Source organism: Sideroxyarcus sp. TK5, assembly GCF_054601595.1.
In genome coordinates, this window is record NZ_BAAHSJ010000001.1 from 480591 (window position 1) to 505359 (window position 24769).

General features: G+C 59.7%; 26 protein-coding genes and 1 tRNA gene. 21 read left to right on the plus strand and 6 right to left on the minus strand.

The window, feature by feature from the left end:
* Positions 1-45: 45 nt before the first annotated feature.
* Both ACYPYQ_RS02410 and ACYPYQ_RS02415 read right to left on the minus strand, forming a co-directional pair.
* A complete protein-coding gene (locus ACYPYQ_RS02410) occupies positions 46-462 on the minus strand; it encodes an OsmC family protein (RefSeq protein WP_459718942.1) in 417 nt (138 codons plus the stop codon).
* A 25-nt stretch (positions 463-487) separates the two neighbouring features.
* Complete coding sequence (locus ACYPYQ_RS02415; RefSeq protein ID WP_459718945.1) at positions 488-1255, minus strand: YdcF family protein; 768 nt, start codon at positions 1253-1255, stop codon at positions 488-490.
* Positions 1256-1307: 52 nt separating this feature from the next.
* On the opposite strand from ACYPYQ_RS02415, the gene ACYPYQ_RS02420 reads away from it, so the two are divergent.
* The 10 genes from ACYPYQ_RS02420 to erpA all read left to right on the plus strand — a co-directional run bounded on the left by ACYPYQ_RS02420 (position 1308) and on the right by erpA (position 9702).
* Positions 1308-2447: an alpha/beta hydrolase gene (locus tag ACYPYQ_RS02420; RefSeq protein ID WP_459718948.1), complete on the plus strand. Its 1140-nt coding sequence runs from the start codon at positions 1308-1310 to the stop codon at positions 2445-2447.
* Positions 2444-3181, plus strand: a complete 738-nt coding sequence (locus ACYPYQ_RS02425) for a glycerophosphodiester phosphodiesterase (RefSeq protein WP_459718952.1) — start codon at positions 2444-2446, stop codon at positions 3179-3181. The genes ACYPYQ_RS02420 and ACYPYQ_RS02425 overlap by 4 nt, the downstream gene beginning before the upstream one ends.
* Entirely contained in the window at positions 3178-4737 is a 1560-nt protein-coding gene (locus tag ACYPYQ_RS02430; RefSeq protein WP_459718954.1) for a glycerol-3-phosphate dehydrogenase/oxidase, read from the plus strand. The genes ACYPYQ_RS02425 and ACYPYQ_RS02430 overlap by 4 nt, the downstream gene beginning before the upstream one ends.
* Positions 4734-6107, plus strand: a complete 1374-nt coding sequence (locus tag ACYPYQ_RS02435) for an FGGY family carbohydrate kinase (RefSeq protein WP_459719305.1) — start codon at positions 4734-4736, stop codon at positions 6105-6107. Before ACYPYQ_RS02430 ends, ACYPYQ_RS02435 begins: the two co-directional genes overlap by 4 nt.
* A 119-nt stretch (positions 6108-6226) precedes the next feature.
* Complete coding sequence (gene rplM / locus ACYPYQ_RS02440) at positions 6227-6664, plus strand: 50S ribosomal protein L13 (protein ID WP_459718959.1); 438 nt, start codon at positions 6227-6229, stop codon at positions 6662-6664.
* Positions 6665-6666: 2 nt separating this feature from the next.
* Positions 6667-7059 carry a 30S ribosomal protein S9 gene (gene rpsI / locus ACYPYQ_RS02445; RefSeq protein WP_459718962.1) on the plus strand — a complete coding sequence of 131 codons (393 nt, stop codon included), beginning with the start codon at positions 6667-6669 and terminating at the stop codon, positions 7057-7059.
* 75 nt (positions 7060-7134) lie between these two features.
* Positions 7135-8163: an N-acetyl-gamma-glutamyl-phosphate reductase gene (gene argC / locus ACYPYQ_RS02450; protein ID WP_459718968.1), complete on the plus strand. Its 1029-nt coding sequence runs from the start codon at positions 7135-7137 to the stop codon at positions 8161-8163.
* A 6-nt stretch (positions 8164-8169) separates the two neighbouring features.
* On the plus strand, positions 8170-8913 hold the full coding sequence (locus ACYPYQ_RS02455) for a DUF6776 family protein (RefSeq protein WP_459718972.1): 744 nt from the start codon (positions 8170-8172) through the stop codon (positions 8911-8913).
* 12 nt (positions 8914-8925) lie between these two features.
* Complete coding sequence (locus ACYPYQ_RS02460; RefSeq protein ID WP_459718977.1) at positions 8926-9330, plus strand: bactofilin family protein; 405 nt, start codon at positions 8926-8928, stop codon at positions 9328-9330.
* A 21-nt stretch (positions 9331-9351) separates the two neighbouring features.
* Entirely contained in the window at positions 9352-9702 is a 351-nt protein-coding gene (gene erpA, locus ACYPYQ_RS02465) for an iron-sulfur cluster insertion protein ErpA (RefSeq protein ID WP_459718980.1), read from the plus strand.
* 51 nt (positions 9703-9753) lie between these two features.
* Here erpA and ACYPYQ_RS02470 read toward each other — a convergent pair whose 3' ends face one another.
* Entirely contained in the window at positions 9754-10854 is a 1101-nt protein-coding gene (locus ACYPYQ_RS02470; RefSeq protein ID WP_459718983.1) for an anhydro-N-acetylmuramic acid kinase, read from the minus strand.
* Complete coding sequence (locus tag ACYPYQ_RS02475; RefSeq protein ID WP_459718986.1) at positions 10854-12152, minus strand: peptidoglycan DD-metalloendopeptidase family protein; 1299 nt, start codon at positions 12150-12152, stop codon at positions 10854-10856. The genes ACYPYQ_RS02470 and ACYPYQ_RS02475 overlap by 1 nt, the downstream gene beginning before the upstream one ends.
* Before the next feature lie 145 nt (positions 12153-12297).
* Between ACYPYQ_RS02475 and tyrS the strand changes: the two genes are divergently transcribed.
* The 6 genes from tyrS (at position 12298) to ACYPYQ_RS02505 (ending at position 18369) form a co-directional block, all read left to right on the plus strand.
* Positions 12298-13494, plus strand: a complete 1197-nt coding sequence (gene tyrS, locus ACYPYQ_RS02480; RefSeq protein ID WP_459718990.1) for a tyrosine--tRNA ligase — start codon at positions 12298-12300, stop codon at positions 13492-13494.
* Between the two features lie 72 nt (positions 13495-13566).
* On the plus strand, positions 13567-13779 hold the full coding sequence (gene rpsU, locus ACYPYQ_RS02485; protein WP_013292349.1) for a 30S ribosomal protein S21: 213 nt from the start codon (positions 13567-13569) through the stop codon (positions 13777-13779).
* 69 nt (positions 13780-13848) lie between these two features.
* Entirely contained in the window at positions 13849-14295 is a 447-nt protein-coding gene (locus ACYPYQ_RS02490; protein WP_459718996.1) for a GatB/YqeY domain-containing protein, read from the plus strand.
* A 57-nt stretch (positions 14296-14352) separates the two neighbouring features.
* A complete protein-coding gene (gene dnaG / locus ACYPYQ_RS02495) occupies positions 14353-16086 on the plus strand; it encodes a DNA primase (protein WP_459719001.1) in 1734 nt (577 codons plus the stop codon).
* Positions 16087-16242: 156 nt separating this feature from the next.
* Positions 16243-18285: an RNA polymerase sigma factor RpoD gene (gene rpoD, locus ACYPYQ_RS02500; RefSeq protein WP_459719004.1), complete on the plus strand. Its 2043-nt coding sequence runs from the start codon at positions 16243-16245 to the stop codon at positions 18283-18285.
* A gap of 7 nt (positions 18286-18292) precedes the next feature.
* A tRNA-Ile gene (locus ACYPYQ_RS02505) sits at positions 18293-18369 on the plus strand.
* Positions 18370-18420: 51 nt separating this feature from the next.
* On the opposite strand, the gene ACYPYQ_RS02510 is transcribed toward ACYPYQ_RS02505, so the two are convergent.
* Positions 18421-19326, minus strand: a complete 906-nt coding sequence (locus tag ACYPYQ_RS02510; protein ID WP_459719007.1) for a LysR family transcriptional regulator — start codon at positions 19324-19326, stop codon at positions 18421-18423.
* An 89-nt stretch (positions 19327-19415) separates the two neighbouring features.
* On the opposite strand from ACYPYQ_RS02510, the gene ACYPYQ_RS02515 reads away from it, so the two are divergent.
* Genes ACYPYQ_RS02515 through ACYPYQ_RS02535 form a run of 5 tightly spaced genes read left to right on the plus strand, consistent with a single transcriptional unit; the run spans position 19416 to position 22802 of the window.
* Positions 19416-20282 (plus strand): pirin family protein, encoded by an 867-nt coding sequence (locus ACYPYQ_RS02515; RefSeq protein WP_459719010.1) that lies wholly within the window; start codon positions 19416-19418, stop codon positions 20280-20282.
* A gap of 11 nt (positions 20283-20293) precedes the next feature.
* Positions 20294-20869 (plus strand): YceI family protein, encoded by a 576-nt coding sequence (locus ACYPYQ_RS02520; protein ID WP_459719013.1) that lies wholly within the window; start codon positions 20294-20296, stop codon positions 20867-20869.
* Positions 20870-20894: 25 nt separating this feature from the next.
* A complete protein-coding gene (locus ACYPYQ_RS02525) occupies positions 20895-21461 on the plus strand; it encodes a YceI family protein (protein ID WP_459719015.1) in 567 nt (188 codons plus the stop codon).
* Between the two features lie 52 nt (positions 21462-21513).
* The gene (locus tag ACYPYQ_RS02530) at positions 21514-22581 is read left to right on the plus strand and encodes an alkene reductase (RefSeq protein ID WP_459719018.1); all 1068 of its coding nucleotides are present in this window, start codon (positions 21514-21516) and stop codon (positions 22579-22581) included.
* Entirely contained in the window at positions 22581-22802 is a 222-nt protein-coding gene (locus ACYPYQ_RS02535; protein ID WP_459719021.1) for a glutaredoxin family protein, read from the plus strand. Before ACYPYQ_RS02530 ends, ACYPYQ_RS02535 begins: the two co-directional genes overlap by 1 nt.
* Before the next feature lie 9 nt (positions 22803-22811).
* On the opposite strand, the gene ACYPYQ_RS02540 is transcribed toward ACYPYQ_RS02535, so the two are convergent.
* Positions 22812-24761, minus strand: coding sequence for a RelA/SpoT family protein (locus ACYPYQ_RS02540; RefSeq protein WP_459719024.1), 1950 nt, complete (start codon positions 24759-24761; stop codon positions 22812-22814).
* Positions 24762-24769: the final 8 nt, after the last annotated feature.

A 24769-nucleotide genomic window follows, 5' to 3' on the forward strand; every position in this document is an offset into this window, starting at 1 on the left:
GCTCAGGAAAACTGACCTGCGGTCAGGCCGGAATGGCGGTGCGACTCAGCCCTCTTGTATCTCGAAATCGTGCGTGATGTCCGCCGTCTTGCCGAGCATGATGGAGGCTGAGCAGTATTTTTCTGCAGACAGGCTGATCGCGCGTTCTACCTGTTCGCGTTTCAGTCCTTTGCCTGTAACGATGAAATGCATGTGGATCTGCGTGAACACCTTGGGGTCGGTCTCGGCGCGTTCCGACTGTATGTCCACCACGCAGTCGGTGATGGGCTGGCGCGCTTTCTTGAGGATGTGCACCACATCATAGGCGGTGCAAGCACCGGTTCCGATCAGCAGCATCTCCATCGGGCGCGGGCCGAGGTTCCGGCCGCCGCCGGCCGGCGGGCCGTCCATCAATACCGCGTGTCCGCTCTCAGTCTCACCCAGGAACGAGACTTCTTCCACCCATTTGATGCGTGCTTTCATGTGCGAGCCTCCTCAGTTGATTGCGTCAGGATTTTAGCCGATACCAGAGCATGCCGATGACTTCATGCATGAAACGGTAACTTTCCAGCAGGGCAGCGGCGTTGGGAATGAAACTCAGCAGGTCGGTCTTGTGATATGTGGTGAATGCGGTGGCGGCAGGCACCACTTCGAAACCAGCGCGTTCGAAGACCTGTATCGAGCGCGGCATGTGCCATGCTTGGGTCACAAGGTAGATGCGTGTCACCCCTTCTCGCGCCAGCAGTTCGTGGCTGTGGCGTGCGTTTTCCAGCGTATTGTCCGAGCTGTCCTCGACCCAGCGCACCGGCACGGAGAATTCCTGCTCCAGCACCTGCTTCATCTGCGGCGCTTCGGGCCCCCCGCCTTGCGGGTCGCCGCCACTGACCAATACCGGCTTGCCGGTCCGGCGATACAGCATGGCTGCGTAGCGCACGCGTTCAAGCGTCTCCTTGCTGACGGTGTTGCCGCCATATTCCGCAGCGTCGAAACGCTGGCCGCCGCTCAAGACGACGATGGCATCGGCGGACGCCTTGCTGGGATCGGCTGGTTCGCCTTCGATGCTTTGCAGCAGGTTATCGGCCACGAACGGAGTGGACAGCAGCCAAATGCCGGCAACCGAGGTCGCGATCAGGATGCGTGCCGCGCGCGGCCGCTTGTGCCACAGATACAAGCCGATGCCTGCCACAACCAGCAGGTTCAGGGGTGGCAGCAGAAAGGCACTGATGAGGTTGGTGAGGAACCAGGACATGGGATATGGCGAAAATGGGTGGCGCATGATACGCCTGCATGGTGAGTCGAGGCTAGCGCGCGGCAGGTACAATGCCTGCATGAACCCCTCGTTGCAGGCACGTCATCGTCCTACCGGGCTGAACAGTCGTTTCGCCGGAAAGGGGCTGTCTTTTGCCGGATATGTTCGGCAGACTGAGGCGATGTTGCGACGGGCCCATGCAGGCAAGCCGGATGTCGAGCGGATCGTGGCCGGCAATGCGCCGTTCGCATTGCAGCCTTCGGGAGATTTCCCAAGGGGAGGCGAAAAACCATACCGGCGCGGTGTGTTGCTCACCCACGGCCTGAGCGATTCACCCTACCACATGCGCCATTTGGGCGAGTTCTTCCGGCGTAGCGGATTCCGGGTGATGGCGGTGTTGTTGCCGGGACATGGGACGCAGCCGGGCGATCTGCTCGATGTGCATTGGGAGGACTGGGCCGAGGCAGTGGCTTATGGCACGCAGTGTCTGGAGGAAGAGGTGGATGAGGTCTATCTGGCGGGCTTCTCGGCGGGTGGTGCGCTGAGTCTGCTGCAGGCGCAAAGGGACGAACGCGTGCGCGGCCTGTTCCTGTTCTCCCCCGCGCTGGAGATTGCCGCTCGTGCCCGGTGGGCAAGTATGAGTCGCTTCTATGGCTGGATGTTGTCACGCCGCGCCTGGTTGTCCGTGATGCCGGACCGGGATCGTTACAAATATGAATCTTTCTGCATGAATGCGGTGACCCAGATGTGGCGTCTGACGCGGGCATTGCCGCATGGCGACTTGAAGATCCCGGTGTTCGTAGCGGCCAGTGCCGACGATGCGACAGTCATCGCGGCCGCCACGCTGAAGTTCTTCGATGGCTTGGAGTATCCCTTGCGCAAGATGGTGTGGTATGCCGCAGCCGACCCGCAACAGGCGGATGTGGAATGGGTGCGGAGCGCGTTGCCGGAAAAACGTATCCTTTCCAGTGCGCATACCGCCATCGTCATCCCTCCCGATGATGCGCATTACGGCGAGTCGGGCGAATACACGAATTGCCTGCACTATTTTGCCGGGAATGAGGTGCAATATTCCGCATGCCGCGCATCCCGATCCGCATGGCTGGGCGAGGTGACGGCGCAGAACCTGAAATACGGGCTGCTGCAGCGGCTCATGTACAACCCGCATTACGCGGCGATGGAAGCCGCCATGCACAACTTCATTGAAAGACTGCCATGAGCAAGACCTTGATCTATGCGCACCGCGGTGCCAATCGCGAGGCTGCGGAGAATACGCGTACGGCTTTCGAGAGGGCGCTTCTGTATCCCATCGACGGTATCGAGACCGATGTGCAGTTGAGTCGCGATGGGGTCGCCGTGCTGTGGCATGACCGCGATCTGAAGAAGCTGGGCCTGCCCGGCAAGCGTATCGATGATTACGACTTCAGGCAGTTGCTGGAGATGGATTTCGCGGCGCATTTTCCGGGTGTGCAACCGGAATGCGTGATGGCCTTGCAGTCATTCGTCGAGGCCTACCGTGCGCGTTGCGGCTTGTTGCTGGAGATCAAGAATCGAAGTTGGGAAGATATCGCGCGGCAAGAGATGAAGGTGCGCCAGACATTGGCGCTGGCAGGAGACGCGGATGCTGGCGTGCTGGTCTCTTCTTTCAATATGAACAGTCTTGTTTATGCGCATGGCATCGCACCCGCTTTTCCATTGGTGCTCAATCTGGAGCCGGAGCATACTGTGAGCGATGCACGGCGCGCGCTTGACGAACATCCGTTCCTGCACGGACTCTGCGTCGAGATATCCACGCTGGATGTCGATATGGTCGGTCTGCTGCGCGGGCGGGGAAAGTCCATCGCCGTCTATACCTGCGATAGCGATGCCGAGATCGAGCGTGCGCTGCTGCTCGGAGTGGATATCCTGATCAGTGATGTGCCGCAGAAAGCCTTGCGGATGAGGGAAGAATGAGGCGCGACTTCTCCGCCCTGCAGGGAGAGTTCGATTTGCTCGTCTGCGGCGGCGGCATCTACGGCGCGTGGACGGCATACGATGCCGCCTTGCGCGGACTCAAGGTCGCGTTGGTGGAGCAGGGCGACTGGGCTGGCGCGACATCGTCCGCTTCCAGCAAGCTGATCCATGGCGGCCTGCGCTATCTCGAGACCTACGATTTCAAGTTGGTGCGCAAGGCACTGAACGAGCGGCAGCTGCTGCTCGATATCGCGCCGCATCGTGTATGGCCGTTGCGTTTCGGCGTTCCGGTGTATGCGGACAGTCGTAACGGGACGCTGCTGCTGAAAGCGGGGTTGATGCTGTATGACGCATTGGCGGAATTTCCCGTCGAGCCGATGCGGCATCGCCATTTCTTCAAGCGCGCATTCTCGACCCACTTCCCGTATCTGGATGACGCGGGGCTGCATGGCGGCTTTACCTACGGCGATGCGCAGACAGACGATGCGCGCCTGGTGCTGGAGTTGGTGGCGGGTGCGATGGCGCACGGTGCGGTGTGCGTCAACTACGCGCAGTTGGTCGAATGGCATGAGGAAGGCGGCAAGGTGTGCGGGGCTGAAGTGCGGGATGTGTTGACCGGCGACACGCGTCAGTTGCGCGCCAGGCAATGCGTGAGCACTTCGGGGCGCTGGGAGGTGTTGGGCGAGCAAGGGCGCGCATGGTGTCGTTTGAGCAAGGGTGTGCATCTGGTCTTGCCTGCATTGCGCGCGAAGGAGGCGGTGCTGCTCACGGCGAAGAAGGATGGACGCGTGTTCTTCATCATCCCGTGGTATGGCCGAACGCTGCTGGGCACGACTGATACCGACTATCGCGGCGACGTCGAACGGGTGCAGGTCGAGGAGGCGGACATCGACTATCTGCTCGACGCGGCCAATCGCTATCTCAGGCATGCATGGGGCAGACGGGATGTGATCGGCAGTTATGCTGGGGTGCGCGTGATGCGACAGAGTGATGCGGCTCATCCCTCCGCTGTCAGCCGGGACTGGGAGTTGAGGACGGCAGAGAACGGCTTGCATCACGCCATCGGCGGCAAGCTCACCTCGGCACGCGAGGATGCGGCGGTGGTCGTGGATGCGGTGTGTGCAAAGTTGGGGATCGATGCGGCATGCGCCAGCAAAGGATGTTTGCTTCCGTGGGCGCCGCAACAGGGCTTTGGGCAATGGGCGGCTGAATCGGCTGCAGCGGCGCGGGGATTGGGCATCGACGATGAAAGTGCGCAGTGGCTGATGCGTCGGCATGGGGTGCGCATCGTAGAGGTGTTCGCTATCGTCAGAGAGTCGCCGCATTATGCCTCCCGCATCGTGACGGAGGTGCCGTTGATTCATGCGGATCTGCTGGTATGCGCGCGCGATGAGATGGTGGTGCATCTTGCCGACCTGCTAAGACGGCGTATGCCCTTGCTTATCCTGGCGAGGCTGGAGGAAGGGCGGTTGCGACATCTCGCCGAACTGCTGGCACCCGGGTTGGGCTGGGATGCGCAGCGTGTCGCTGATGAAGTGCAGACTTGTCTGGCATGATCGTCGCGGCCGCACTCGATCTGGGGACGACCGGCATCAAGGCTGGGCTGCTGTCCGCGCAAGGCGAGCTGGATGCGGTCGTGGTCCGTCATGCGCCGCCTGTTATGGCGGTGGCAGGTCGTTATGAAAGCGATGCGGAGGCTTATGCAGAGGCGGTCGATGCGGTGCTTGCGGAATGTCTGGCCCGGACCAGTGCGCGCCCGCCACTCGGGCTGTGCAGCCAGCGATCTTCTTTCGTCATATGGGAGCGAGCCAGCGGACGTCCGGTCACGCCACTCATCTCATGGCAAGATGACCGTGGTATGGCGAGCTGCGAGGCATTGCGGGAAAAAGAAGGGCGCATCCGGGCGCTTACCGGCCTGCCGCTTACGCCCTATTATCTGGCCCCCAAACTGAGCGTGCTGCTCGCAGCGCAGCCGGAATGGCGAACGCTACTGGCTGACGGTGTGTGGATGCTGGGTACGCTCGATACCTTTCTTATATGGCGCTGGACGGGCGGCCGGCATCATGTGACCGATGCCTCGATGGCGGCGCGCACCTTGTTGATGGATGTGCGTGGCTTGCAGTGGTCCGCAGAGTTGTGTGATCTGTTCGGTGTGGATGTTGCCATCCTGCCGGAGATAATGCCCTCGGCCGGTTTGAGGATCGCACTCGGCAATGGGCTGTGTTTGCAGGCAAGTGTGGCCGACCAGTCGGCGGCGCTGTGGCATGGCATCGTGCCGGGACATCGTGAGGCGATGGTGAATCTCGGGACGGGTGGATTCGTCGCTGCATATGGTTTGCAGGGGCATGCGGCCCCGGCCGGGTATTTGCAGACGCTGGTATGCATGGATGCGCATCATCAGGTTCATATGGCATGCGAAGGGACTTTGAATTCTATCGCGGAGGCACTGGCGGGTTATCAGGTGGAAGGTTGTTCGCCGGATGAGTTGGCGAGCGACGATATCTACTGCGTGGCGGAGCCCAGCGGCTTGGGCGCGCCCTATTTCAGGCGCGACATCGGGTCGAGGTTCTCGGAGTCGGTCGATCATCTGGACAGGCATCGCATCGCCCTGCTGTTGCAGGAAGGCATCATCTTTCGTGTGGCGCGGATAATCGAGGATATTCAGCGCGGCTCGGGTGTGGATGGCGTGTATCTTTCTGGCGGCTTGTCCAATTTGTCCTGTATCCAACATGGGATTGCAGGCCTTATACCAGCGGCATTCCGGCTGTCGCAGTCCGATGCCGGCCTGATCGGGGTGGCCCAATTGGTGACAGGGGCGGATGCTGGGGTATTCAGGCGGGCTGAGCGGATATCGATGAACGGGTCCCAAGCCAGGCTAAGGCGGAAGTTCGAGGGGTGGAAAGCGTGGCTGGACGGGTTGCTATGATCCGGCTCGCCCGGGGGCGGGATGGCCAGGGGTCGATAAGCGTTTGACAGGTGAAATGGTCTCGCATAGAATGCGCGCCCTTCGCAGTCCGTTATTCATTTATTGTTTTAGGAAATGCCATGAAAACATTTTCCGCTAAAGCGCAGGAAGTCCAGCACGACTGGATCCTGGTCGACGCAGCTGACAAAGTGCTGGGCCGTTTGGCCAGCCAGATCGCTACCCGCCTGCGCGGCAAGCATAAGGCTATTTATACGCCGCACGTGGACACCGGCGATTTCGTCGTGGTCGTGAACGCTGAAAAAGTGCGCGTGACCGGCAATAAAGCCCAGGACAAGATGTACTACCGCCACACCGGTTTCCCCGGCGGTATCTACGAAACCAATTTCATCAAGATGCAGCAGCGTCACCCGCAGCGTCTTTTGCAGAAGGCCGTGCGCGGCATGCTGCCGAAGGGACCTTTGGGTTACGCGATGCTGAGCAAGCTGAAGGTGTACGCAGGTGCAACGCATCCGCACAGCGCGCAGCAACCCAAACCTACCGATCTGTTGAAGGCTTAATCATGAGCGTGACTTATAACTACGGAACTGGCCGTCGCAAGAGTGCGGTGGCGCGTGTGTTCATCAAGGCAGGCAAGGGCGACATCGTCGTCAATGACAAGCCGCTGGACGTTTTCTTCTCCCGCGAGACCGGTCGTATGGTCGTGCGTCAGCCGCTGGAATTGACCCAGATGATGGGCAAGTTCGACATCCTGGTCAACGTCACCGGTGGCGGCGAATCCGGCCAGGCCGGTGCGGTGCGCCACGGCATCACCCGCGCACTGATCGATTACGATGCATCCCTGAAGTCCACCCTGAGCCAAGCCGGCTTGGTGACTCGCGATGCACGTGAGGTCGAGCGTAAGAAAGTCGGTCTGCGCAAGGCGCGTCGCAGGAAACAATTCTCCAAGCGTTAAGCTTGTGTGGAACCGGGAAAGCCGCCTTTGGGCGGCTTTTTCATTTATCATTCGGCCACTTTTCAGGAGGGCAGCGTGGTCAAAGTCGGTATCGTAGGTGGCACGGGTTATACCGGGGTTGAATTGCTCCGTTTGCTGGCGGCGCATCCACAGGCAGAATTGCACGCGATCACTTCGCGTGCCGAAGCGGGTATGCCGGTCAGCCAGATGTTCCCCAGTCTGCGCGGGCGGGTGGATCTCGCGTTCTCGCATCCCGATGAGGCGCATCTCGACCAGTGTGACGTGGTGTTCTTCGCCACCCCCAACGGCATCGCCATGCAGCAGGTGAGAGCCCTGCTGGACGCGGGAGTCAAGGTCATCGATCTGGCTGCGGACTTTCGCATCAAGGATGTCGCGGAATGGGGGAAGTGGTATGGCATGAGTCATGCCTGCCCTGATCTGGTGGCAGAGGCCGTCTATGGGCTGCCCGAGCTGAATCGGGAGCAGATCAAGCATGCGCGCCTGGTCGCCAATCCGGGTTGTTACCCTACTGCGGTCCAACTGGGATTCATCCCTTTGCTGGAGGCTGGTGTCGTCGATACCAGTTCCCTCATCGCAGATTCGAAGTCCGGGGTGTCGGGTGCGGGACGTAAAGCCGAAGTGCACACCCTGTTCTCCGAAGCTGGCGACAACTTCAAGGCCTACGGCGTGGCCGGCCATCGGCACTTGCCGGAGATCAGGCAAGGGCTGGCGAATGTGACCGGTGCGCCGGTCGGGCTGACTTTCGTGCCGCATCTGACCCCCTTGATTCGCGGTATCCACGCCACGCTTTATGCGCGGCTGACCAAGGAAGTCGATCTGCAAGCGCTGTTCGAGCGGCGTTATGCCGACGAAGCCTTCGTCGATGTGTTGCCGGCTGGTGCGATGCCGGAGACGCGTTCTGTGCGGGGTTCCAATATCTGCCGTATAGCAGTGCATCGTCCACAGGGGGGGGATACCGTGGTGGTGTTGTCGGTGATCGACAATCTGGTCAAAGGGGCGGCCGGGCAGGCGGTGCAGAACATGAATATACTGTTCGGGTTGCCGGAAAAGACCGGTATCGATCTGGTTCCATTGTTGCCCTAAAAGAGAATGATCAAAGGATTCAAACGCCGCTTCAGCATCTCCGCGCCGCGTCTGGCGGTGCGCCCGCACGTGCCTTGGTACGTGCGCTGGGCCATCGTTCTCCCATTCATGCTGGTGATGGGGTTCCTGGTTTGGTGGGCCTATGATGCAGGCATGGCGCTGGCGGGTTTCCATCGCGGCGAAGCTGAGCAGGAGATCGCAGTGTTGCGAGAGCGCTTGCAGGAGTTGGAGCGGCAGAGTGCCGATCAAGCCAACCAGATTGCGGTTCATGAACGTCAGGCCCAGATCCAGCAAGCGGCCGCTGATGAAGTGCTGGAACAGGTGAATGCGCTGCATGATGAGAATCTGCGTCTGCGTGAAGACCTGTCTTTCTTTCAGAGCTTGCCGCTCACAGCCGGTCGTGATGCGGAACTTTCCATACATAGCCTTAAACTTGAGCCCGCCAGTCTGCCCGGTGAATATCATTGCCGCATGTTGCTGGTGCAAGGTGTTCAGCGCCGTGGAAGGGTCTTCCAGGGGAATCTGCAGATAGTGGTCAACGGCGAGCAGGGGGGGCAAAAAGTGGTGTTACAATTCCCCGAGCCTGATTCGGCCGAGGTTGCCGCGCAAGGCCTGAATTTCAAGTATTACCAGCGTGTCGAAAGGATATTCCGCCTTCCGGATGGGGTGCATATCGATAGCGTGGAGATACGAGTCTTCGAGAAGGGCATGCAGGAACCCAAGGTGACGCAGACGGTATTGCTTTCATAATGGAGTGGCTAGATGTTCAGTAAACACAGCAAACCGCAGAATCGCATCGATTCTTTGATAGGAGCAGGGACTCGGGTCAATGGCGATATCCACTTTGCGGGCGGGTTGCGCGTGGACGGAGAAGTCACTGGCTGCGTGATCGCGGATCCGGCCAAAGCCAGCACGCTGGTGTTGAGCGAGCAGGCCCGGGTGCATGGTGAGATCAGCGTCACCCATCTGGTGGTCAACGGCATGGTGACCGGCCCCGTTCAGGCATCGGAGTATCTGGAACTTCAAAGCAAAGCCAAGGTCACTGGTGATGTCAGATACAAAACACTGGAGATACAGTTGGGTGCCATCGTCGAGGGTAAGCTGGTGCACATCAATGAGGCCTCGGAAAAAGTCGTGCCGCTCAAGGTGGGCGGCGCTGAATCGTAATAAAAGACAAGGAGTACGACCATGAATGCTGTGACTGAGATGCAAGATCCGCTGTTGTTCACCGACAGCGCTGCCAACAAGGTGAAACAACTGATCGAAGAAGAGGGCAATGCCGACTTGAAGCTGCGCGTCTTTGTCACCGGCGGCGGCTGCTCCGGTTTTCAATACGGCTTCACTTTTGATGAAGTCGTCAACGAAGATGATACGGTCATGAACAAGAACGGCGTGCAGTTACTGGTCGATCCCATGAGTTTCCAGTATCTGGTCGGCGCGGAGATCGATTACACCGAGGGACTGGAAGGTTCACAGTTCGTCATCAAGAACCCGAATGCAACGACCACCTGCGGTTGTGGATCCTCATTCTCGGCATAAGGGGTCGGTGGCCGAAACAAGGGACGGGGCGCGTGAGCGCCCCGTTTTGTTTTATGCGGGATAGATCGCACCCAGCACGCAAGGATGGGACGCGCCCGTAGCAGCGGGCAGGTTGCCAGGATGCAGTGTCATGGCCTGGCGTGCCAGCCAGGCAAAGGCGACCGCTTCCATCCAGTCCGCAGGGATGCCGAGCGCGTCTGTCTTGCGGATGAGGCAGCCAGGCAGGCGACGCTGTAGCAGGGAGATCAACGCGGAGTTGTGTGCACCGCCTCCACACACATAGAGCTCTTCTACCCCTGCGCAGAATCTTTCGGCGGCATCAGCGATGCTGTCGCAAGTGAGAGCCAACAGGGTCGCCTGAATATCTGCCGGGGATTCTGTGCCATCAAGCTGATTCTCCAGCCATGCTGGATTGAACAGGTCACGCCCGGTACTCTTGGGGGGGGGCGAGGAAAAATACGGTTCGTCCAGCATGCGTTGCAGCAACACTTGAATGATCGTGCCGCTGGCAGCCCACTCGCCATTCTTGTCATATGGGCAGCCCTTGTGTTTGCTGATCCAGCTGTCCATCAACAGGTTGCCCGGACCGGTGTCGAAGCCCGTCGTGCCGAGACCTGGCTTGAGATCGGTGAGGTTGGCGATTCCGCCGAGGTTGAGTATGGCGCGATGGATCGTGGGATGGCGCAGCATCATGTCGTGGAATGCGGGCACCAACGGGGCGCCCTGGCCGCCTGCAGCGATGTCGCGCGAGCGGAAGTCGCTCACGACATGGATGCCGGTCAGCTCGGCCAAAAGCGCGGCATTGCCGAGCTGCACCGTGTAGCCTTGTTCGGGCCGATGGCGGATGGTCTGGCCGTGGCAGCCGATGGCCTGGATGTGATGCGGGGGGATGCCCACCTTGTTCAGCAGGGTAAGCGCGGCATCTGCATAAGCGCGTGCCAAGGCAATGGAGGCGAGCTGCGCGCGGTGCAGTTCATCGAAACCGGGTTGGTGCAGTTCAAGCAATACGTCTTTAAGCGTGCGGGGATAAGGCTGGTAATGGCTCGCGAGGAGCTGCGGCTTCCCTTCTTTGAAATCGGTCAAAGCGACATCGATGCCATCCAGGCTGGTGCCTGACATGATGCCGAGATAGAGGTCGGGAGCGGTTGCCACTAATCGAGTTTGGCGATGCGTGTATTGCGCAACAAGGAGAGACGAGCATCCAGATCACGCATGGATTCGGTGAATGCGGTGCGTTGTACTTCGCTGATCGGCTTGCCGTCCGGTAGCGCAATCTTCAGTGGGTCTCGCTGGATGCCGCTCACCTTGAATTCATAGTGCAGGTGGGGGCCGCTGGCCAGTCCGGTCTTGCCCACATATCCGATGATCTCGCCCTGACCGACGCGCTGGCCGCGACGCAGGCTGGCGGCGAATCTGGATAGGTGCCCATAGACCGTTTGATAATGTCCCTGATGCTGCAGCATCACCACGTTGCCGTAGCCGCCCCGCTGTCCGATGAAACTCACGACACCGTCGGCGGTGGCGCGAACCTTGGTGCCGATGGGGGCGGCGTAGTCCACGCCTTTGTGCGCGCGCCACTTGTTGAGCACCGGATGGAAGCGCGAGCGGCTGAAGCCGGAGCTCACGCGCGAGAATTCGATGGGGGAACGCAGGAAAGCCTTGCGCATGCTCTTGCCCTCGGGCGAGAAGTAGTCGCCGCCATGACTTGAGTTCTGGAAGTAGAAAGCGCGGAAGGTGCGGCCATGGTTGATGAACTCGGCGGCCAGGATGCGGCCATTGTGTGTCGATTCGCCATTCGCATAGTTCATCTCATAGATCACGCTGAACTTGTCGTGCCGACGCAGGTCGCGGTGGAAGTCGATATCGCCGCCGAAGATCTCGGCCATCTGGTTGGCGATGGAATCCGGCAAGCCCGCTTCGTCCGTGGCAGCGTACAGGCTGCTGCTGATCTCGCCGGTCTGCACGAAGACACGACGCTCGGTCTCGGCAGCCTGTTCCGTCACCCTGAAATTCTCGCCGTCTTTGAGGATTCGGACCTGGTTGCCATCATTGTCGGTGTATCTCAATGCAAGCAGGTTGTGAGCATCGTCCGTCTCGACCAGAAATGACTTGCCCACGCGCAATTGGCGGAACGAGCGAGTAGATGGGGCCCGGCGCAGGAATTCGTCGGCCGCCGGATCCTGTACATTGACACGACGCAGCAGCTCACTGACGGTATCGCCTCGCTGCACGCGGTCATTGCGCCAGAACACGCTGGCCGTGGGTGATTGAGCAGTGTTGACCGGCAGTTCGATGTTCTCGATGACGCTGTATTGCGAGGAGGGTAGCCCCACGGTCTGGGGCATGATGCCGAACGCCGTCAGCACCCCGAGCAACGGCAGGGTGGACAGGGTGACGAACCAGCGCAGCTTCATCTTGTGCGCGTGTAGCAGGGTGTTTTGCGGTAACATTCGCGCTTCCTTGGCGGCATCGTCGGGTCATATGCGAAAGGCATTGCGGCCGACAAGCAGAATACGGTGCCACTTTAACAGAAAGCGATACCCCATCAAAATCCGCCCGGCTCCCGGGCAAGAGACAGACAAACGGTCTTTCGACATGAGTCAAGAAGAAATCCTCAATCAAATCAAGCGTGGCAGTGATGAACTGCTGATCGAGGCCGAGCTGGTAAAGAAGCTGGGGCTGGGCCGCCCGTTGCGCATCAAGGCCGGCTTTGATCCGACCGCACCCGACCTGCACCTTGGCCATACCGTGTTGCTGAACAAGATGCGCCAGTTGCAGGATCTCGGCCACCATGCCCTGTTTCTGATCGGCGACTTCACCGGCATGATCGGCGACCCCACAGGCAAGAATGCCACCCGCCCGCCGCTCACGCGTGAGCAGGTGCTTGCCAATGCGGAAAGCTATAAAGACCAAGTGTTCAAGGTACTCGATCCGGAGCGGACCGAGGTCGTGTTCAACTCCTCCTGGATGGACAAGTTCAGTGCGGTCGACCTTATCCGCCTGGCCGCCACCCACACCGTGGCGCAAATGCTGGAGCGCGACGATTTTTCCAAGCGTTACAAGGGCAACCAGCCCATCGCCATCCATGAATTCATCTACCCGTTGGTGCAGGGTTACGACTCCGTCGCCCTCAAGGCCGACATCGAGCTCGGTGGCACCGACCAGAAATTCAACCTGCTGATGGGGCGCGAACTGCAAAGGCATCATGGTCAGCCGCAGCAGTGCGTACTCACCATGCCGCTACTGGAAGGGCTGGACGGTGTGAACAAGATGTCCAAATCGTTGGGCAACTATGTCGGCATCACTGACTCGCCGACCGAGATGTTCGGCAAGATCATGTCTGTCTCCGATGACCTGATGTGGCGCTATTACGATCTGCTCTCGTTCCGCAGTCTGGCGCAGATCGCCAATTTCAAGGAAGAGGTCGCGCAGGGGCGAAATCCGCGCGATATCAAGGTGATGCTGGCGCAGGAGATCGTCGCCCGCTTCCACTCTCAGAAGGTGGCCGAGGACGCCTTGGCCGAGTTCGAGGCACGCTTCCAGAAGGGCGTGTTACCGGACGACATGCCGGAGATCTCGGTGCAGTCCGGCGGCGGCAGCATCGGTATCGCCCATCTGCTGAAACAGGCCGATCTGGTTGCCAGCACTTCCGAGGCGATCCGCATGATCGGTCAGGGCGGCGTTAAGCTAGATGGCGAGAAGGTCAGCGACAAAGCCCTGCAGATCAAGGTCGGTGCGGTAGTCGTGGCCCAAGTCGGCAAGCGCAAGTTCGGTCGGGTAACGGTTTTGTAAATACAGGTTGTGCGCCGGGTGCGTCTTCGGTAGAATCGCGCCCTCGAATTTTTGGTTAAAGGTAGTTTGTCCATGACAACCGTACGTGTTAAAGAAAATGAGCCGTTCGAAGTGGCAATGCGCCGCTTCAAGCGTTCCGTTGAAAAGACCGGTCTGCTGACCGATTTGCGCGCTCGCGAGTTTTACGAGAAGCCCACAGCAGAGCGCAAGCGCAAGCTGGCCGCTGCCGTCAAGCGTCACTACAAGCGCCTGCGCAGCCAGACTCTGCCGCCGAAGCTGTACTGATCCGGTATTATCTCGACGCCGCAATCTTTCGGGGTTGCGGCGTTTTGCATTTGTTTTGAGGAGTAGCGCTTGAGCCTGAAGCTGCAGATCACCGAAGATATGAAATCCGCGATGCGCGCCAAGGACACGGCCCGCCTCAGTGCGATCCGGCTACTGCTTGCTGCCATGAAGCAGAAAGAGGTCGACGAGCGTGTCGAACTCGGCGATGCGGATGTGCTGGCGATCATCGACAAGATGCTCAAGCAGCGTCGCGATTCCATCGCCCAGTATGATGCGGCCGGACGGCAGGATCTGGCGGATGTCGAGAAGTTCGAGGTGTCAGTGCTGCAAGCCTATATGCCGCAGCAGATGAGCGATGCGGAAGTCGCTGCCGCCATCGTACAGGCTGTCGCCGCATCCGGTGCAGCCGGCGTGCAGGATATGGGCAAGGTGATGGCGATCCTTAAGCCCCAACTGGCCGGGCGTGCCGATCTGGGCAAAGTGTCCGGACAAGTCAAGGCTGCTTTGTCAAAGTGATTCCGCTGTCCCGGTGCTGACCGGGAAGCGGGGTTTCAATATTGAGCGGGGGCGGGAGTGATTCCAAAAAGTTTCATTCAGGACCTGCTCAACCGTCTGGACATCGTCGATGTCATCGAGCGCTATGTCCCGCTCAAGAAGGCGGGTGCCAACTACGTCGCCTGCTGTCCTTTCCATAACGAAAAATCTCCCTCCTTCACTGTCAGCCAGAGCAAGCAGTTCTATCACTGCTTCGGCTGTGGCGCGCATGGCACGGCCATAGGCTTCGTCATGGAGCACACCGGAAGCGGTTTCGTGGAAGCGGTGGAAGACCTGGCCAAAGGTATCGGTCTTGAAGTGCCACGTGAAGCTTCGAACGTCCCGCAACAGAAAGTTGCGCCCGACCTGTATGAACTGATGCAGACAGCGACGCGCTACTACCGCGAGCAGCTGAAAAATAACCCGCGAGCCATCGAATACCTCAAGGGACGCGGGCTGTCTGGTGAAGTGGCGGCGCGTTTTGGCATCGGCTATGCACCGGACGACTGGCAGCCATTGAAGAATGCGGTTCCAAGCTATCAGGATGCAGCGCTCGTCGAAACCGGCATGGTGATCGAGGGGGATGGCGGAAAGCGCTACGACCGTTTCCGTGACCGCATCATGTTCCCCATCGTGAATGTGCGCGGTCAGGTCATCGGTTTCGGTGGGCGCGTGCTGGATAAGGGCGAGCCGAAATATCTAAATTCCCCAGAGACCAAACTGTTCGAGAAAGGTCATGAGCTATACGGTCTGTATCAGGCGCAAAAGGCCATTCGTGCACACCAGCGCGTGGTCGTGGTTGAAGGTTATATGGACGTGGTGGCGCTCGCGCAGCACGGCGTGGAATATGCGGTGGCGACACTGGGGACGGCAACGACGCCCTTCCATATTCAAAAGCTGATGCGCTTGTGCGACCAACTGGTTTTCTGTTTCGACGGGGATCGTGCCGGCCAGAAGGCCGCCTGGCGTGCGCTGGAGAACGCCTTGCCGCAGTTGCAGGATGGCAAACGAATCGGCTTCCTGTTCCTGCCTGAGGAGCACGACCCCGATTCATACATACGCGAATTCGGAACCGAGGCATTCGAGCGCGAACTGGACGATTCAATGACACTGTCCGGCTATCTGCTGCGAGAACTTTCTTCGCAAGTAGACCTGACGACTCAGGAAGGGAAAAGCGCGCTGGTTAAGAATGCCCAGCCGTTGCTGACAGCCATCACGGCACCGACCACCGCTTTGCTGTTACGCAAGCAGGTCGCGGCGCTGGCCGGTCTGGAGCAGGCCGAACTGGAAGCGCTGTGGTCCATCAAGTCGGTCACCGCGCCCAAACGGCTGGCCCCACAAAAGGCAAAGCGCAACGCCCCGTCGGAACTGCGCCATATGTTGCGCTGCCTGCTGATGAAGCCTGAACTTGCACGTGATTTGCCACGCGACTGGTCGAATGAGACTGCCGAAGGGGTCGCCATCGCCGCGCTGGCTGACTGGTTGCGTGAAGGAGCCGACGAGGTCAGCACCGCTGCACTGATACAGCATTTTCAGGATACGGTGCACGCTGCGGTGTTCGCATCCGTGCAGGGCGAAGTCATGCAGCTGGGTGACGATTACGACATCGACTCGGACTTTGCTGGCGTACTGCGCAAGATTCAACGGTCAGAGATCGAAAGTGAGATGGCGTTGCTACAGGCAAAGGGTTTGGCCGGGATGACCCACGCCGATCGCGCCCGGCACGCTGAACTTAACGAGGCGCTGTTGAGATTGAAGGCTGTCGTGAGTTGAAAATCAAGAGGCAGGCACGGTAATTGCATCCGACTGTGCAGGCGCTACTTGAAGCTAACCTTCGGAAAAGTTGAATAAATCTGCTATAATCCGCGCCCTTTTGGCGGTCCTGGGGACTCGACTGCCCGCTAATCAATCTAATTCTGGGAACCGAGCATGGCGACTCAGCAAAAAAAGAAAACCACCACTCCGGCAAAGAAAACCACAGCGGTGATTCAGGACGAAACACAGGGCGCAGAGGAAAAGAGCGCCGGGAAAACGACCGTCGTAAAAGCCAAGGCGGCTGAAGTAAACAACAAGCAGAGCGATACTTCCCAAGACATCGAAGAGCGCCGCACCCGCCTCAAGGCTCTCATCCTGCTGGGCAAGGAGCGCGGCTATCTGACCTTCGCCGAGATCAACGACCATCTGCCCGATATGCTGGAGGTCGAGCAGGTGGAGGGCGTGGTCAGCATGATCAACGACATGGGTATCTCCGTGTGCGACGTCGCGCCGGATAGCGAGTCGTTGGTGATGAACGAAGTCGCCCCTCCCGTAGCCGATGATGATGCCGCTGCCGAAGCCGAGGCTGCCATCTCCACCGTTGATTCCGAATTCGGACGCACCACCGATCCTGTCCGCATGTACATGCGCGAGATGGGGGTGGTCAACCTGCTCACTCGTCAGGACGAGATCGAGATCGCCAAGCGCATCGAAGACGGCCTGAAGCATATGATCATGGCCATCTCCGCCTGTCCTGCGACCATCGCGGAGATCCTGTTGCTGGCCCAGAAGATCGCCAGCGACGAGATGCGTGTGGAGGAACTGATCGACGGATTCGTTGATGGCGAGGATGAAGCGAAGATCGGCAGCGATGCCGACGATGCCGACGGCGAGTCGAATGACGACCATGAAGCCGATAGCGATGATGGCGACAGTGATGACGAAGAGGATGAAGAGGCGCAGGCGGAAGCCGCTGCTGCTGCTGTGGCCGCTAACCTCGCACAGATGAAGGTCGATGCGCTGGCCCGATTTGCGGTGATCAGCGACCTGTTCACCAAGATGGGCAAGGCTTACGAGAAATACGGTTACCGCAGCAAACAGTACGACAAGCTGCAGCAGCAGATTTCCGACGAGTTGATGCAGTTCCGTTTCTCTGCCAAACAAGTGGACGCCTTGTGCGACACCATGCGCAAGATGGTGGAGGAAGTACGTGCCAGTGAACGTGCCATCCAGACTCTGTGCGTCACCAAATCGCACATGCCCCGTCCGCACTTCATCAAGTCTTTCCCTTCCAACGAGCTCGATCTGGAATGGGTGCATCGCGAGATCGCGGCCAAGAAGCCCTACAGCGATGCGCTGTCGCGCAACGAGGCCGCCATCATCGACCAGCAGAAGCAGATGATCGCCCTGCAACAGCGTGTGGGTATCCCCATCGTCGACCTGAAAGAGATAAACCGGCAGATGACCAACGGCGAAGCCAAGGCACGCCGCGCCAAGCGCGACATGATCGAGGCCAACCTGCGTCTGGTCATCTCCATCGCCAAGAAATACACCAACCGCGGCCTGCAATTCCTCGACCTGATCCAGGAAGGAAACATCGGTCTGATGAAGGCCGTGGACAAATTCGAATACCGCCGCGGTTACAAGTTCTCGACCTACGCGACATGGTGGATCCGCCAGGCGATCACCCGTTCCATCGCCGATCAGGCGCGCACCATCCGTATCCCGGTGCACATGATCGAGACCATCAACAAGATGAACCGCATCTCGCGCCAGATCATGCAGGAGACTGGTATCGAGGCCGATGCCGCCACGCTCGCCATCAAGATGGAGATGCCGGAGGACAAGATCCGCAAGATCCTCAAGATCGCCAAGGAGCCCATCTCCATGGAGACGCCGGTGGGCGACGATGACGATTCGCATCTTGGCGACTTCATCGAGGACGCCAACAGCTTGGCACCGATCGATGCGGCCGTGTTCGATAGCCTGCGCAACGTGACCAAGGACATCCTCGACAGCCTGACGCAACGCGAAGCCAAAGTGCTGCGCATGCGCTTCGGTATCGAGATGAACACCGACCACACGCTGGAAGAGGTCGGAAAACAGTTCGATGTCACACGCGAACGTATCCGTCAGATAGAAGCCAAGGCCCTGCGCAAGCTGCGCCATCCTTCGCGCTCCGAGAAGCTGAAGAGTTTCCTCGACGGCGAAGGTTAAGTGTCACGGGCCCTTAGCTCAGTTGGTTAGAGCAGAGGACTCATAATCCTTTGGTCGACAGTTCAAGTCTGTCAGGGCCCACCAATACAAAAGCCTCGCATCATTGCGAGGCTTTGTTTTTTGTGTCAAGGCGCTTTACGCGAGTCGCAATGCGTTCTCTACATGGTCCAGAAACGCGCGCGTCTTGCTGGGCAGGAAGCGTCGCATCGGCATCACCGCCCAGGCGGTGACGGAGGGAAAGCGCCAGTCGGGCAGCACGCGCACCAGTCTTTTTTTCTTCACGTCCTCTTCGGCAAATGGCACAGGCAGCATGCCAATGCCTGCACCATCCAATAGCAGTTGTTGTATGACGCTGATGGAGTTCAGCGTCATGCGTCCGGGAGGGATACCTTGCCACTCTTCCTTGCCATGCTGTAATTGCCACGCCAGTGCTTGACCGTTCTCTGCGCCCATACGCAGTGCGGCGTGGTGTGCCAGCTCGTCCGGGTGGCGCGGGGCGGGGTGCAGTGCCAGATAGATGGGGCTGGCATAGAGGCCGAGGTGTTGTTCGTCCAGTTTGCGTGCGACCAGCGTGGAATCGTTCGCCAGTTCGCCCATGCGGATGGCGAGGTCGAAGCGTTCGCCGATCAGGTCCACCAGTCGCGAGCTAAGGTCGAGTTCGAGTTCGATCTCGGGATAGGCTTCGATGAAGGTGGCCAGTGCGCGCGACAGCGTGCGTCTGGCGTAGTCTTCCGGCATGGAGACGCGCAGCCTGCCGCGCGGTTGCACATCCTGGCTGCGCACGAAATCCTGCACGGTGACGACTTCTTCCGCGACGCGGCGACAGTGATCGAGGAAGGCTTCGCCGAATTCGGTGAGGGTCAGGCGGCGTGTGGTGCGGATCAACAGCTTCTGTCCCAACGTTTCTTCCAGATGCCCCAGGCGGCGCGAAACGGTGGCTTTGGGCATGCTGAGTTGTTCGGCGGCGCGCACCAGACTAGCCTGTTCGGCGATGGCGGCGAACAGGATCATGTCGTCGGCGGAGATATTTGTTTGTTCCATTTACGGGATAGTCTATCTCGCAAGAGTATATTTATCTATCAATTTGGAACGACTAGTATGCAAGCACTTTAGTCAACCAAGGATGTGCCATGAACACGGCGACCCCAACACTTCTCAAGCGTACGCGCGCTATCGAACGTCTGGTGCAGGGCGTGGCGACTTCGGACGGCGCGGGCGTCAGCCTGACGCGCGTGCTGACCGGCAAACTGCAGCGTCGTCTCGATCCCTTCCTGATGCTGGATGCATTCGGCAGCGACGATCCGGACGACTACATCGCCGGTTTCCCCGACCATCCGCATCGCGGCTTCGAGACCATCACCTATATGTTGTCCGGGCGCATGCGCCATCGCGACAGTGCCGGGCACGAAGGTCTGCTGGAGAACGGTGGCATGCAGTGGATGATCGCCGGGCGTGGCGCGATCCATTCCGAGATCCCCGAGCAGGAAGACGGGCTGATGGAGGGTTTCCAGCTGTGGCTCAACTTGCCTGCGCGCAACAAGATGGCTGCGCCCTGGTACAAGGATTTCGCATCGGCGGAGATCCCCGAATACATCACAGCGGAAGGCGCGACAGTGCGCGTGATTGCCGGTGAGAGCAATAGGGTGACGGGGGCGATGACGCGCGAGATCACCGAGCCGGTCTATCTGGACATCCACCTGCCTGCCGGCACACCGTTCTCGACCGCTCTGCCGGCCACACACAATGCCTTCATCTACGTTTATCGCGGAGCGGTGCAGGTCGGCGAGACGCAAGTGGATGTGCAGCGCATGGGCATCCTGGGCAACGAAGCGGATGCGGATGGCGTGACGATGACTGCAACAGAGGATGCCCGGTTGATCCTGGTCGCGGGCAAACCGCTCAACGAACCCATCGTGCAATACGGTCCCTTCGTGATGAACACGCAGGAAGAGATCCATCAGGCGCTGGACGATTACCGCTGCGGGCGACTGGCATGAAGGAGGGCATGATGCTGAGAACGATCGGATACCTGTTGATGGCAGCGTTGTTGATGCACTTCGGCGTGGCGGGGGCGGCCCAATATCGCCAGGTGCAGGCGAATGAAAGCGCGGTGATGTTCGGCTACACGCAGATGGGCGTGGCGATGGAAGGCAAGTTCGACCGCTTCACTGCCCAGCTCGCTTTCGATCCTGCCAGACTGGATATGGCGCGGGCCAGCATAGAGATCGACATCGCCAGCATCGACACCGGTGTGGATGAGGCGAACGAAGAAGCGCTCGGCAAGCAGTGGTTCGATACCCGAACCCATCCGACGGCGAGTTTCGTCTCAACCGGCATGAAGTCGCTGGGCGGCAACCGTTATGAAGCCAGCGGCAAACTCAGCATCAAAGGCAGGACGCGGGATGTCTTCGTGCCGGTCACCTTCACGGAAGCCGGCGCGCGCGGCCAGTTCGACGGCGTGCTGAACATCAAACGTCTCGACTATGCCATCGGCGAAGGCGCATGGTCGGATGTCGGCACCGTCGCCGACGAGATACAGATCAAGTTCCATTTTGTCGTCACTGCAGCACCGAACAAGAAGTAAATCCAACCACCAAAAGGAGAACGCCATGAAACGCACACTCGCCACCCTGACCGCTGCTTTTGTTTCGGTCGCAGCCTATGCCGCACCGGAGACGTACATGATCGAACCGACGCATTCCATGCCGCGTTTCGAATACAACCACCTCGGATATTCCATCCAGCTCAGCCGCTTCGACAAAGTCTCCGGCAGCATCACGCTGGACCGCGCGAAGAAGACCGGCAAGGTCGATGTGACCATTGATGCCAAGTCTGTCAACACTGGTTCGGCGTTGTTCAATGAACACATCCAGGCTGCGGATTTCTTCGACACAGAGATGTTCCCCACCATCACCTACAGATCGAGCAAGGTCGAATTCAAGGGGGATCAGCCGGTGTCTGTGGTTGGTGAACTGACGATCAAGGACATCACCAAACCGGTCACGCTCACCATCAATTCCTTCCACTGCATGCCGCATCCGATGGTGAAGAAGGAGGCTTGCGGCGCGACTGCCTCGGCCAAGGTGAAACGCTCCGACTTCGATATGGCCAAGAATGTGCCCTACGTCGGCGACGAAGTGACATTGACCATCCCGGTGGAAGCCATCAAGCAGTGATGTAGGGACCGCCGGCCCCGAGCCGGCGGTAAACAGACAACAAGGAAACGAAATGACGAAAGCATTGTTCACCCCGACCACCCTCGGCAAACTGCAACTCGGGAACCGAATCGTGATGGCACCGATGACGCGCTCGCGCGCCACCGGTAACGTGCCGAACCAGCTGATGGAGAACTATTACGCATTGCGCGCAGACGCGGGGCTCATCATCACCGAAGGCACGTCACCCTCCGCCAATGGTCTGGGCTATGCACGCATCTCGGGGATGTTCTCGGATGCCCAGATACAGGGATGGAAACGGGTGACCGATGCGGTTCATGCACGGGGCGGCAAGATATTCGTGCAGCTGATGCACACCGGCCGCGTCAGCCATCCGGCCAACATGCATGAAGGAACAAAGATCGTCGCACCATCCGCGCAGGCATTGGCCGGGGATATGTGGACGGATAGCGATGGCATGCAGCCTTATCCGGTACCGACCGAGATGAGCGGGGAGGATATCGCCACCGCCATAGCGGAATATGCCCAGGCATGCAGGAACGCAATAGCGGCGGGTTTCGACGGTGTCGAGCTGCACGCTGCCAACGGTTACCTGATCGACCAGTTCCTCAACACCGCCAGCAACCAGCGCAGCGACCAGTGGGGTGGCAGCGTTGAGAACCGCATCCGCTTCGTGGTGGAAGTCGCCAAAGCCAGCGCCGCCGCCATCGGTGCGGAGCGCATCGGCATGCGCATCTCCCCCTACGGTGTGTTCAATGGCATGAAGCCGGACGCGAAGATGGATGCGCTGTATCTGCGTCTGGTCGAGGCGTTGAACGAGACCGGTCTGGTATACATTCATATCGTCGACCATAGTTCGATGGGCGCACCGGAAGTCAGTCCCGAGCTGAAGCAGAAGATACGCGCCAACTTCAAGGGCAAGTACATTCTGTCCGGCGGCTACGATGCGGCACGCGCCGATGCGGACCTTGATGCGCAGAAAGGCGATCTGGTCGCCTTCGGTCGTCCCTTCATCTCCAACCCGGACCTGGTGAACAAGCTGCAGAAAGGTGGCGAACTTACTCCGCCGGACATGGCGACGTTCTACACGCCGGGCGAGAAGGGTTACACCGACTATTGATGAAGCTGGTTCTCTACAGCACTTCGCATTGCCATCTGTGCGAGCAGGCAGCAGTCTTGCTCGCACAGCGAGGTGTCGAAGCCGAACTTGTCGATATCGTGGATGACGATGCGCTACTTGAATGCTACGGTACACGCATCCCGGTAGTGAAACGGCTGGACAACGGGGATGAACTCGGCTGGCCGTTCGATACCGAGATGCTAGCGCGCTTCCTGTCCTGAGCGCGGGGCTCAGTCCGACCACATCGCGTTCAGCAGCCTGTCCTCGCGTTCTTCCGGTACGCGTTGCATGAACGGGCAGTCGCGGCGGTGGATGGTGATGCCACGGTCACGGGTGACGTAGCCGACGATGGAGGCCGGGGGGGCCGGATGGCAGCAAAGCGCCAGTTTGAATGCCAGGTTGTTCACGCCCTCGATCAGCACACGAGGTGTGCGGCCGCTAGATGGTGCTGGAGTAGCCGTCTTGCGCGGTGCAGGCGATTCCTTGACGACTGCAAGGCTCACCCGGCGCGGTGTGATGTCGCCGCGGCCGAGGGCGGCGTGCAGGTCGTCCGGCTTGTTGTAATGCAGTTGCTGGGCGAGCTTTTCCAGATTGATGTCGTTGGCACCGATGCGATGCAGTTCGCGTTCGAGCAAGGCGCGTCCCTGTGCGATGCTGTCGTCCAGGTTCTGTTCCGAGAACCAGTGTCGCACCTTGGCGCGCGCCCGCGCGCTCTTCAGATAACCGAGCTGCGGGTTGGCCCAGTCGCGGCTGGGGCCGCCCTGTTTGACGGTGAGGATCTCCACGCGCTGGCCGGTCTGCAATTTGTGTTTGAGCGGCACGATGTTGCCGTCCACCTTGGCACCGCGCGTGCGGTGCCCCAGGTCGGTGTGCAGAACGTAGGCAAAGTCTACCGGCGTTGCACCGCTGGGAAGATCGATCACCTTGCCCTGCGGGGTCAGCACGTACACGCGGTCCTGTAACAGTTCGTTGCCGAGCTGTTTCTGCAGCTCGCCGCTGTCCGCCAGTTCGGCTTTCCACGCCAGAACCTGTCGCAACCAGGCTACTTTCTCGTCCAGACCGCCTTCGGATTTCCTGTTCTCCTTGTAGCGCCAGTGGGCGGCGACGCCGAGTTCGGAATCGTGGTGCATCTGTCGCGTGCGGATCTGCACCTCCACCGACAGGCGGCGCGGGCCGAGCACAGCGGTGTGCAACGAACGGTAGCCGTTGGGTTTGGGTTTGGCGATGTAATCGTCGAACTCTTTCTGTATCGGCAGCCACAGTTCGTGCACCAGCGACAGCGCGGCATAACACTGCTCTATGTCATCCACGAGGATACGCACGGCGCGCACGTCGTACAGCTCCTCGAAGGCCAGATGCTTGCGCTTCATCTTGTTGATGATGCTGTAGATATGTTTGGGGCGGCCGGTCACTTCGCCGTCGATGCCGGCATCTTTCAGTGTCTGCTGCAGTTGCTCGACCAGATCGGTGATGTAGCGCTCACGATCGACGCGCTTCTCATCCAGCGACTTGGCGACCTGTTTATACAGCACAGGTTCCAGATAGCGCGTGGACAGGTCTTCCAGTTCCCACTTGATCTGCCACACGCCGAGGCGGTTGGCCAGCGGGGCGAAGATGCTCTGTGTCTCCTGCGCGACTTGCCGTTGCAGCGCAGCATCGGCATGGGAGAGGTGGCGCAGCGTCTGCGTACGTTCGGCGAGTTTGATCAACACCACGCGGATGTCTTCCACCATCGCCAGCAGCATCTTGCGCAACGTCTCGACCTGCTGTGCGGCTTCTTCGGTGCTTGGCTGAGCGCGCACCTCGCTGAACTGGCGCACATGTTCCATGCGCGAGATGCCCTCAACCAGCCCCGCGATGTTGGGGCCGAAGCGCTCGCGCAGCAGGATGTGCGAGTCCTTCAGGAAGTCTGGCACGGCATGCAGCGCGGTGGCGGCGATGGCCTCGTGATCCATATTGAGGCCGATCAGGATGGAGGCCGAACCCAGCGCGTGCTGCAGTAGCGGTGTGCCGGTGATGTCGGTGCTGCCTCGGTAGAGCGGGGCAGCGAATTCGCAGGCCTGCCGGATGAGGTCGATCTGATCCGGATCGAAGGTGTCCGACAGTGCCGCCATCCAGTGCTGGATGTCGCTGGCGTCGTCTCCGGTGAGCGGCGGGAATTGATGCTGGACTGAAACCATCTGTCTTG

Coding starts and splice junctions, on each gene's coding strand:
- rpsU (WP_013292349.1), top strand. CDS start 13,567: ATGACAACCGTACGTGTTAAAGAAAATGAGCCGTTCGAAGTGGCAATG.
- ACYPYQ_RS02455 (WP_459718972.1), top strand. CDS start 8,170: ATGATCAAAGGATTCAAACGCCGCTTCAGCATCTCCGCGCCGCGTCTG.
- ACYPYQ_RS02515 (WP_459719010.1), top strand. CDS start 19,416: ATGAACACGGCGACCCCAACACTTCTCAAGCGTACGCGCGCTATCGAA.
- ACYPYQ_RS02420 (WP_459718948.1), top strand. CDS start 1,308: ATGAACCCCTCGTTGCAGGCACGTCATCGTCCTACCGGGCTGAACAGT.
- rplM (WP_459718959.1), top strand. CDS start 6,227: ATGAAAACATTTTCCGCTAAAGCGCAGGAAGTCCAGCACGACTGGATC.
- ACYPYQ_RS02540 (WP_459719024.1), bottom strand. CDS start 24,761: ATGGTTTCAGTCCAGCATCAATTCCCGCCGCTCACCGGAGACGACGCC.
- ACYPYQ_RS02520 (WP_459719013.1), top strand. CDS start 20,294: ATGCTGAGAACGATCGGATACCTGTTGATGGCAGCGTTGTTGATGCAC.
- tyrS (WP_459718990.1), top strand. CDS start 12,298: ATGAGTCAAGAAGAAATCCTCAATCAAATCAAGCGTGGCAGTGATGAA.
- rpoD (WP_459719004.1), top strand. CDS start 16,243: ATGGCGACTCAGCAAAAAAAGAAAACCACCACTCCGGCAAAGAAAACC.
- ACYPYQ_RS02430 (WP_459718954.1), top strand. CDS start 3,178: ATGAGGCGCGACTTCTCCGCCCTGCAGGGAGAGTTCGATTTGCTCGTC.
- ACYPYQ_RS02435 (WP_459719305.1), top strand. CDS start 4,734: ATGATCGTCGCGGCCGCACTCGATCTGGGGACGACCGGCATCAAGGCT.
- ACYPYQ_RS02535 (WP_459719021.1), top strand. CDS start 22,581: ATGAAGCTGGTTCTCTACAGCACTTCGCATTGCCATCTGTGCGAGCAG.
- ACYPYQ_RS02475 (WP_459718986.1), bottom strand. CDS start 12,152: ATGTTACCGCAAAACACCCTGCTACACGCGCACAAGATGAAGCTGCGC.
- ACYPYQ_RS02460 (WP_459718977.1), top strand. CDS start 8,926: ATGTTCAGTAAACACAGCAAACCGCAGAATCGCATCGATTCTTTGATA.
- ACYPYQ_RS02530 (WP_459719018.1), top strand. CDS start 21,514: ATGACGAAAGCATTGTTCACCCCGACCACCCTCGGCAAACTGCAACTC.
- ACYPYQ_RS02525 (WP_459719015.1), top strand. CDS start 20,895: ATGAAACGCACACTCGCCACCCTGACCGCTGCTTTTGTTTCGGTCGCA.
- ACYPYQ_RS02425 (WP_459718952.1), top strand. CDS start 2,444: ATGAGCAAGACCTTGATCTATGCGCACCGCGGTGCCAATCGCGAGGCT.
- ACYPYQ_RS02410 (WP_459718942.1), bottom strand. CDS start 462: ATGAAAGCACGCATCAAATGGGTGGAAGAAGTCTCGTTCCTGGGTGAG.
- erpA (WP_459718980.1), top strand. CDS start 9,352: ATGAATGCTGTGACTGAGATGCAAGATCCGCTGTTGTTCACCGACAGC.
- rpsI (WP_459718962.1), top strand. CDS start 6,667: ATGAGCGTGACTTATAACTACGGAACTGGCCGTCGCAAGAGTGCGGTG.
- ACYPYQ_RS02510 (WP_459719007.1), bottom strand. CDS start 19,326: ATGGAACAAACAAATATCTCCGCCGACGACATGATCCTGTTCGCCGCC.
- ACYPYQ_RS02415 (WP_459718945.1), bottom strand. CDS start 1,255: ATGCGCCACCCATTTTCGCCATATCCCATGTCCTGGTTCCTCACCAAC.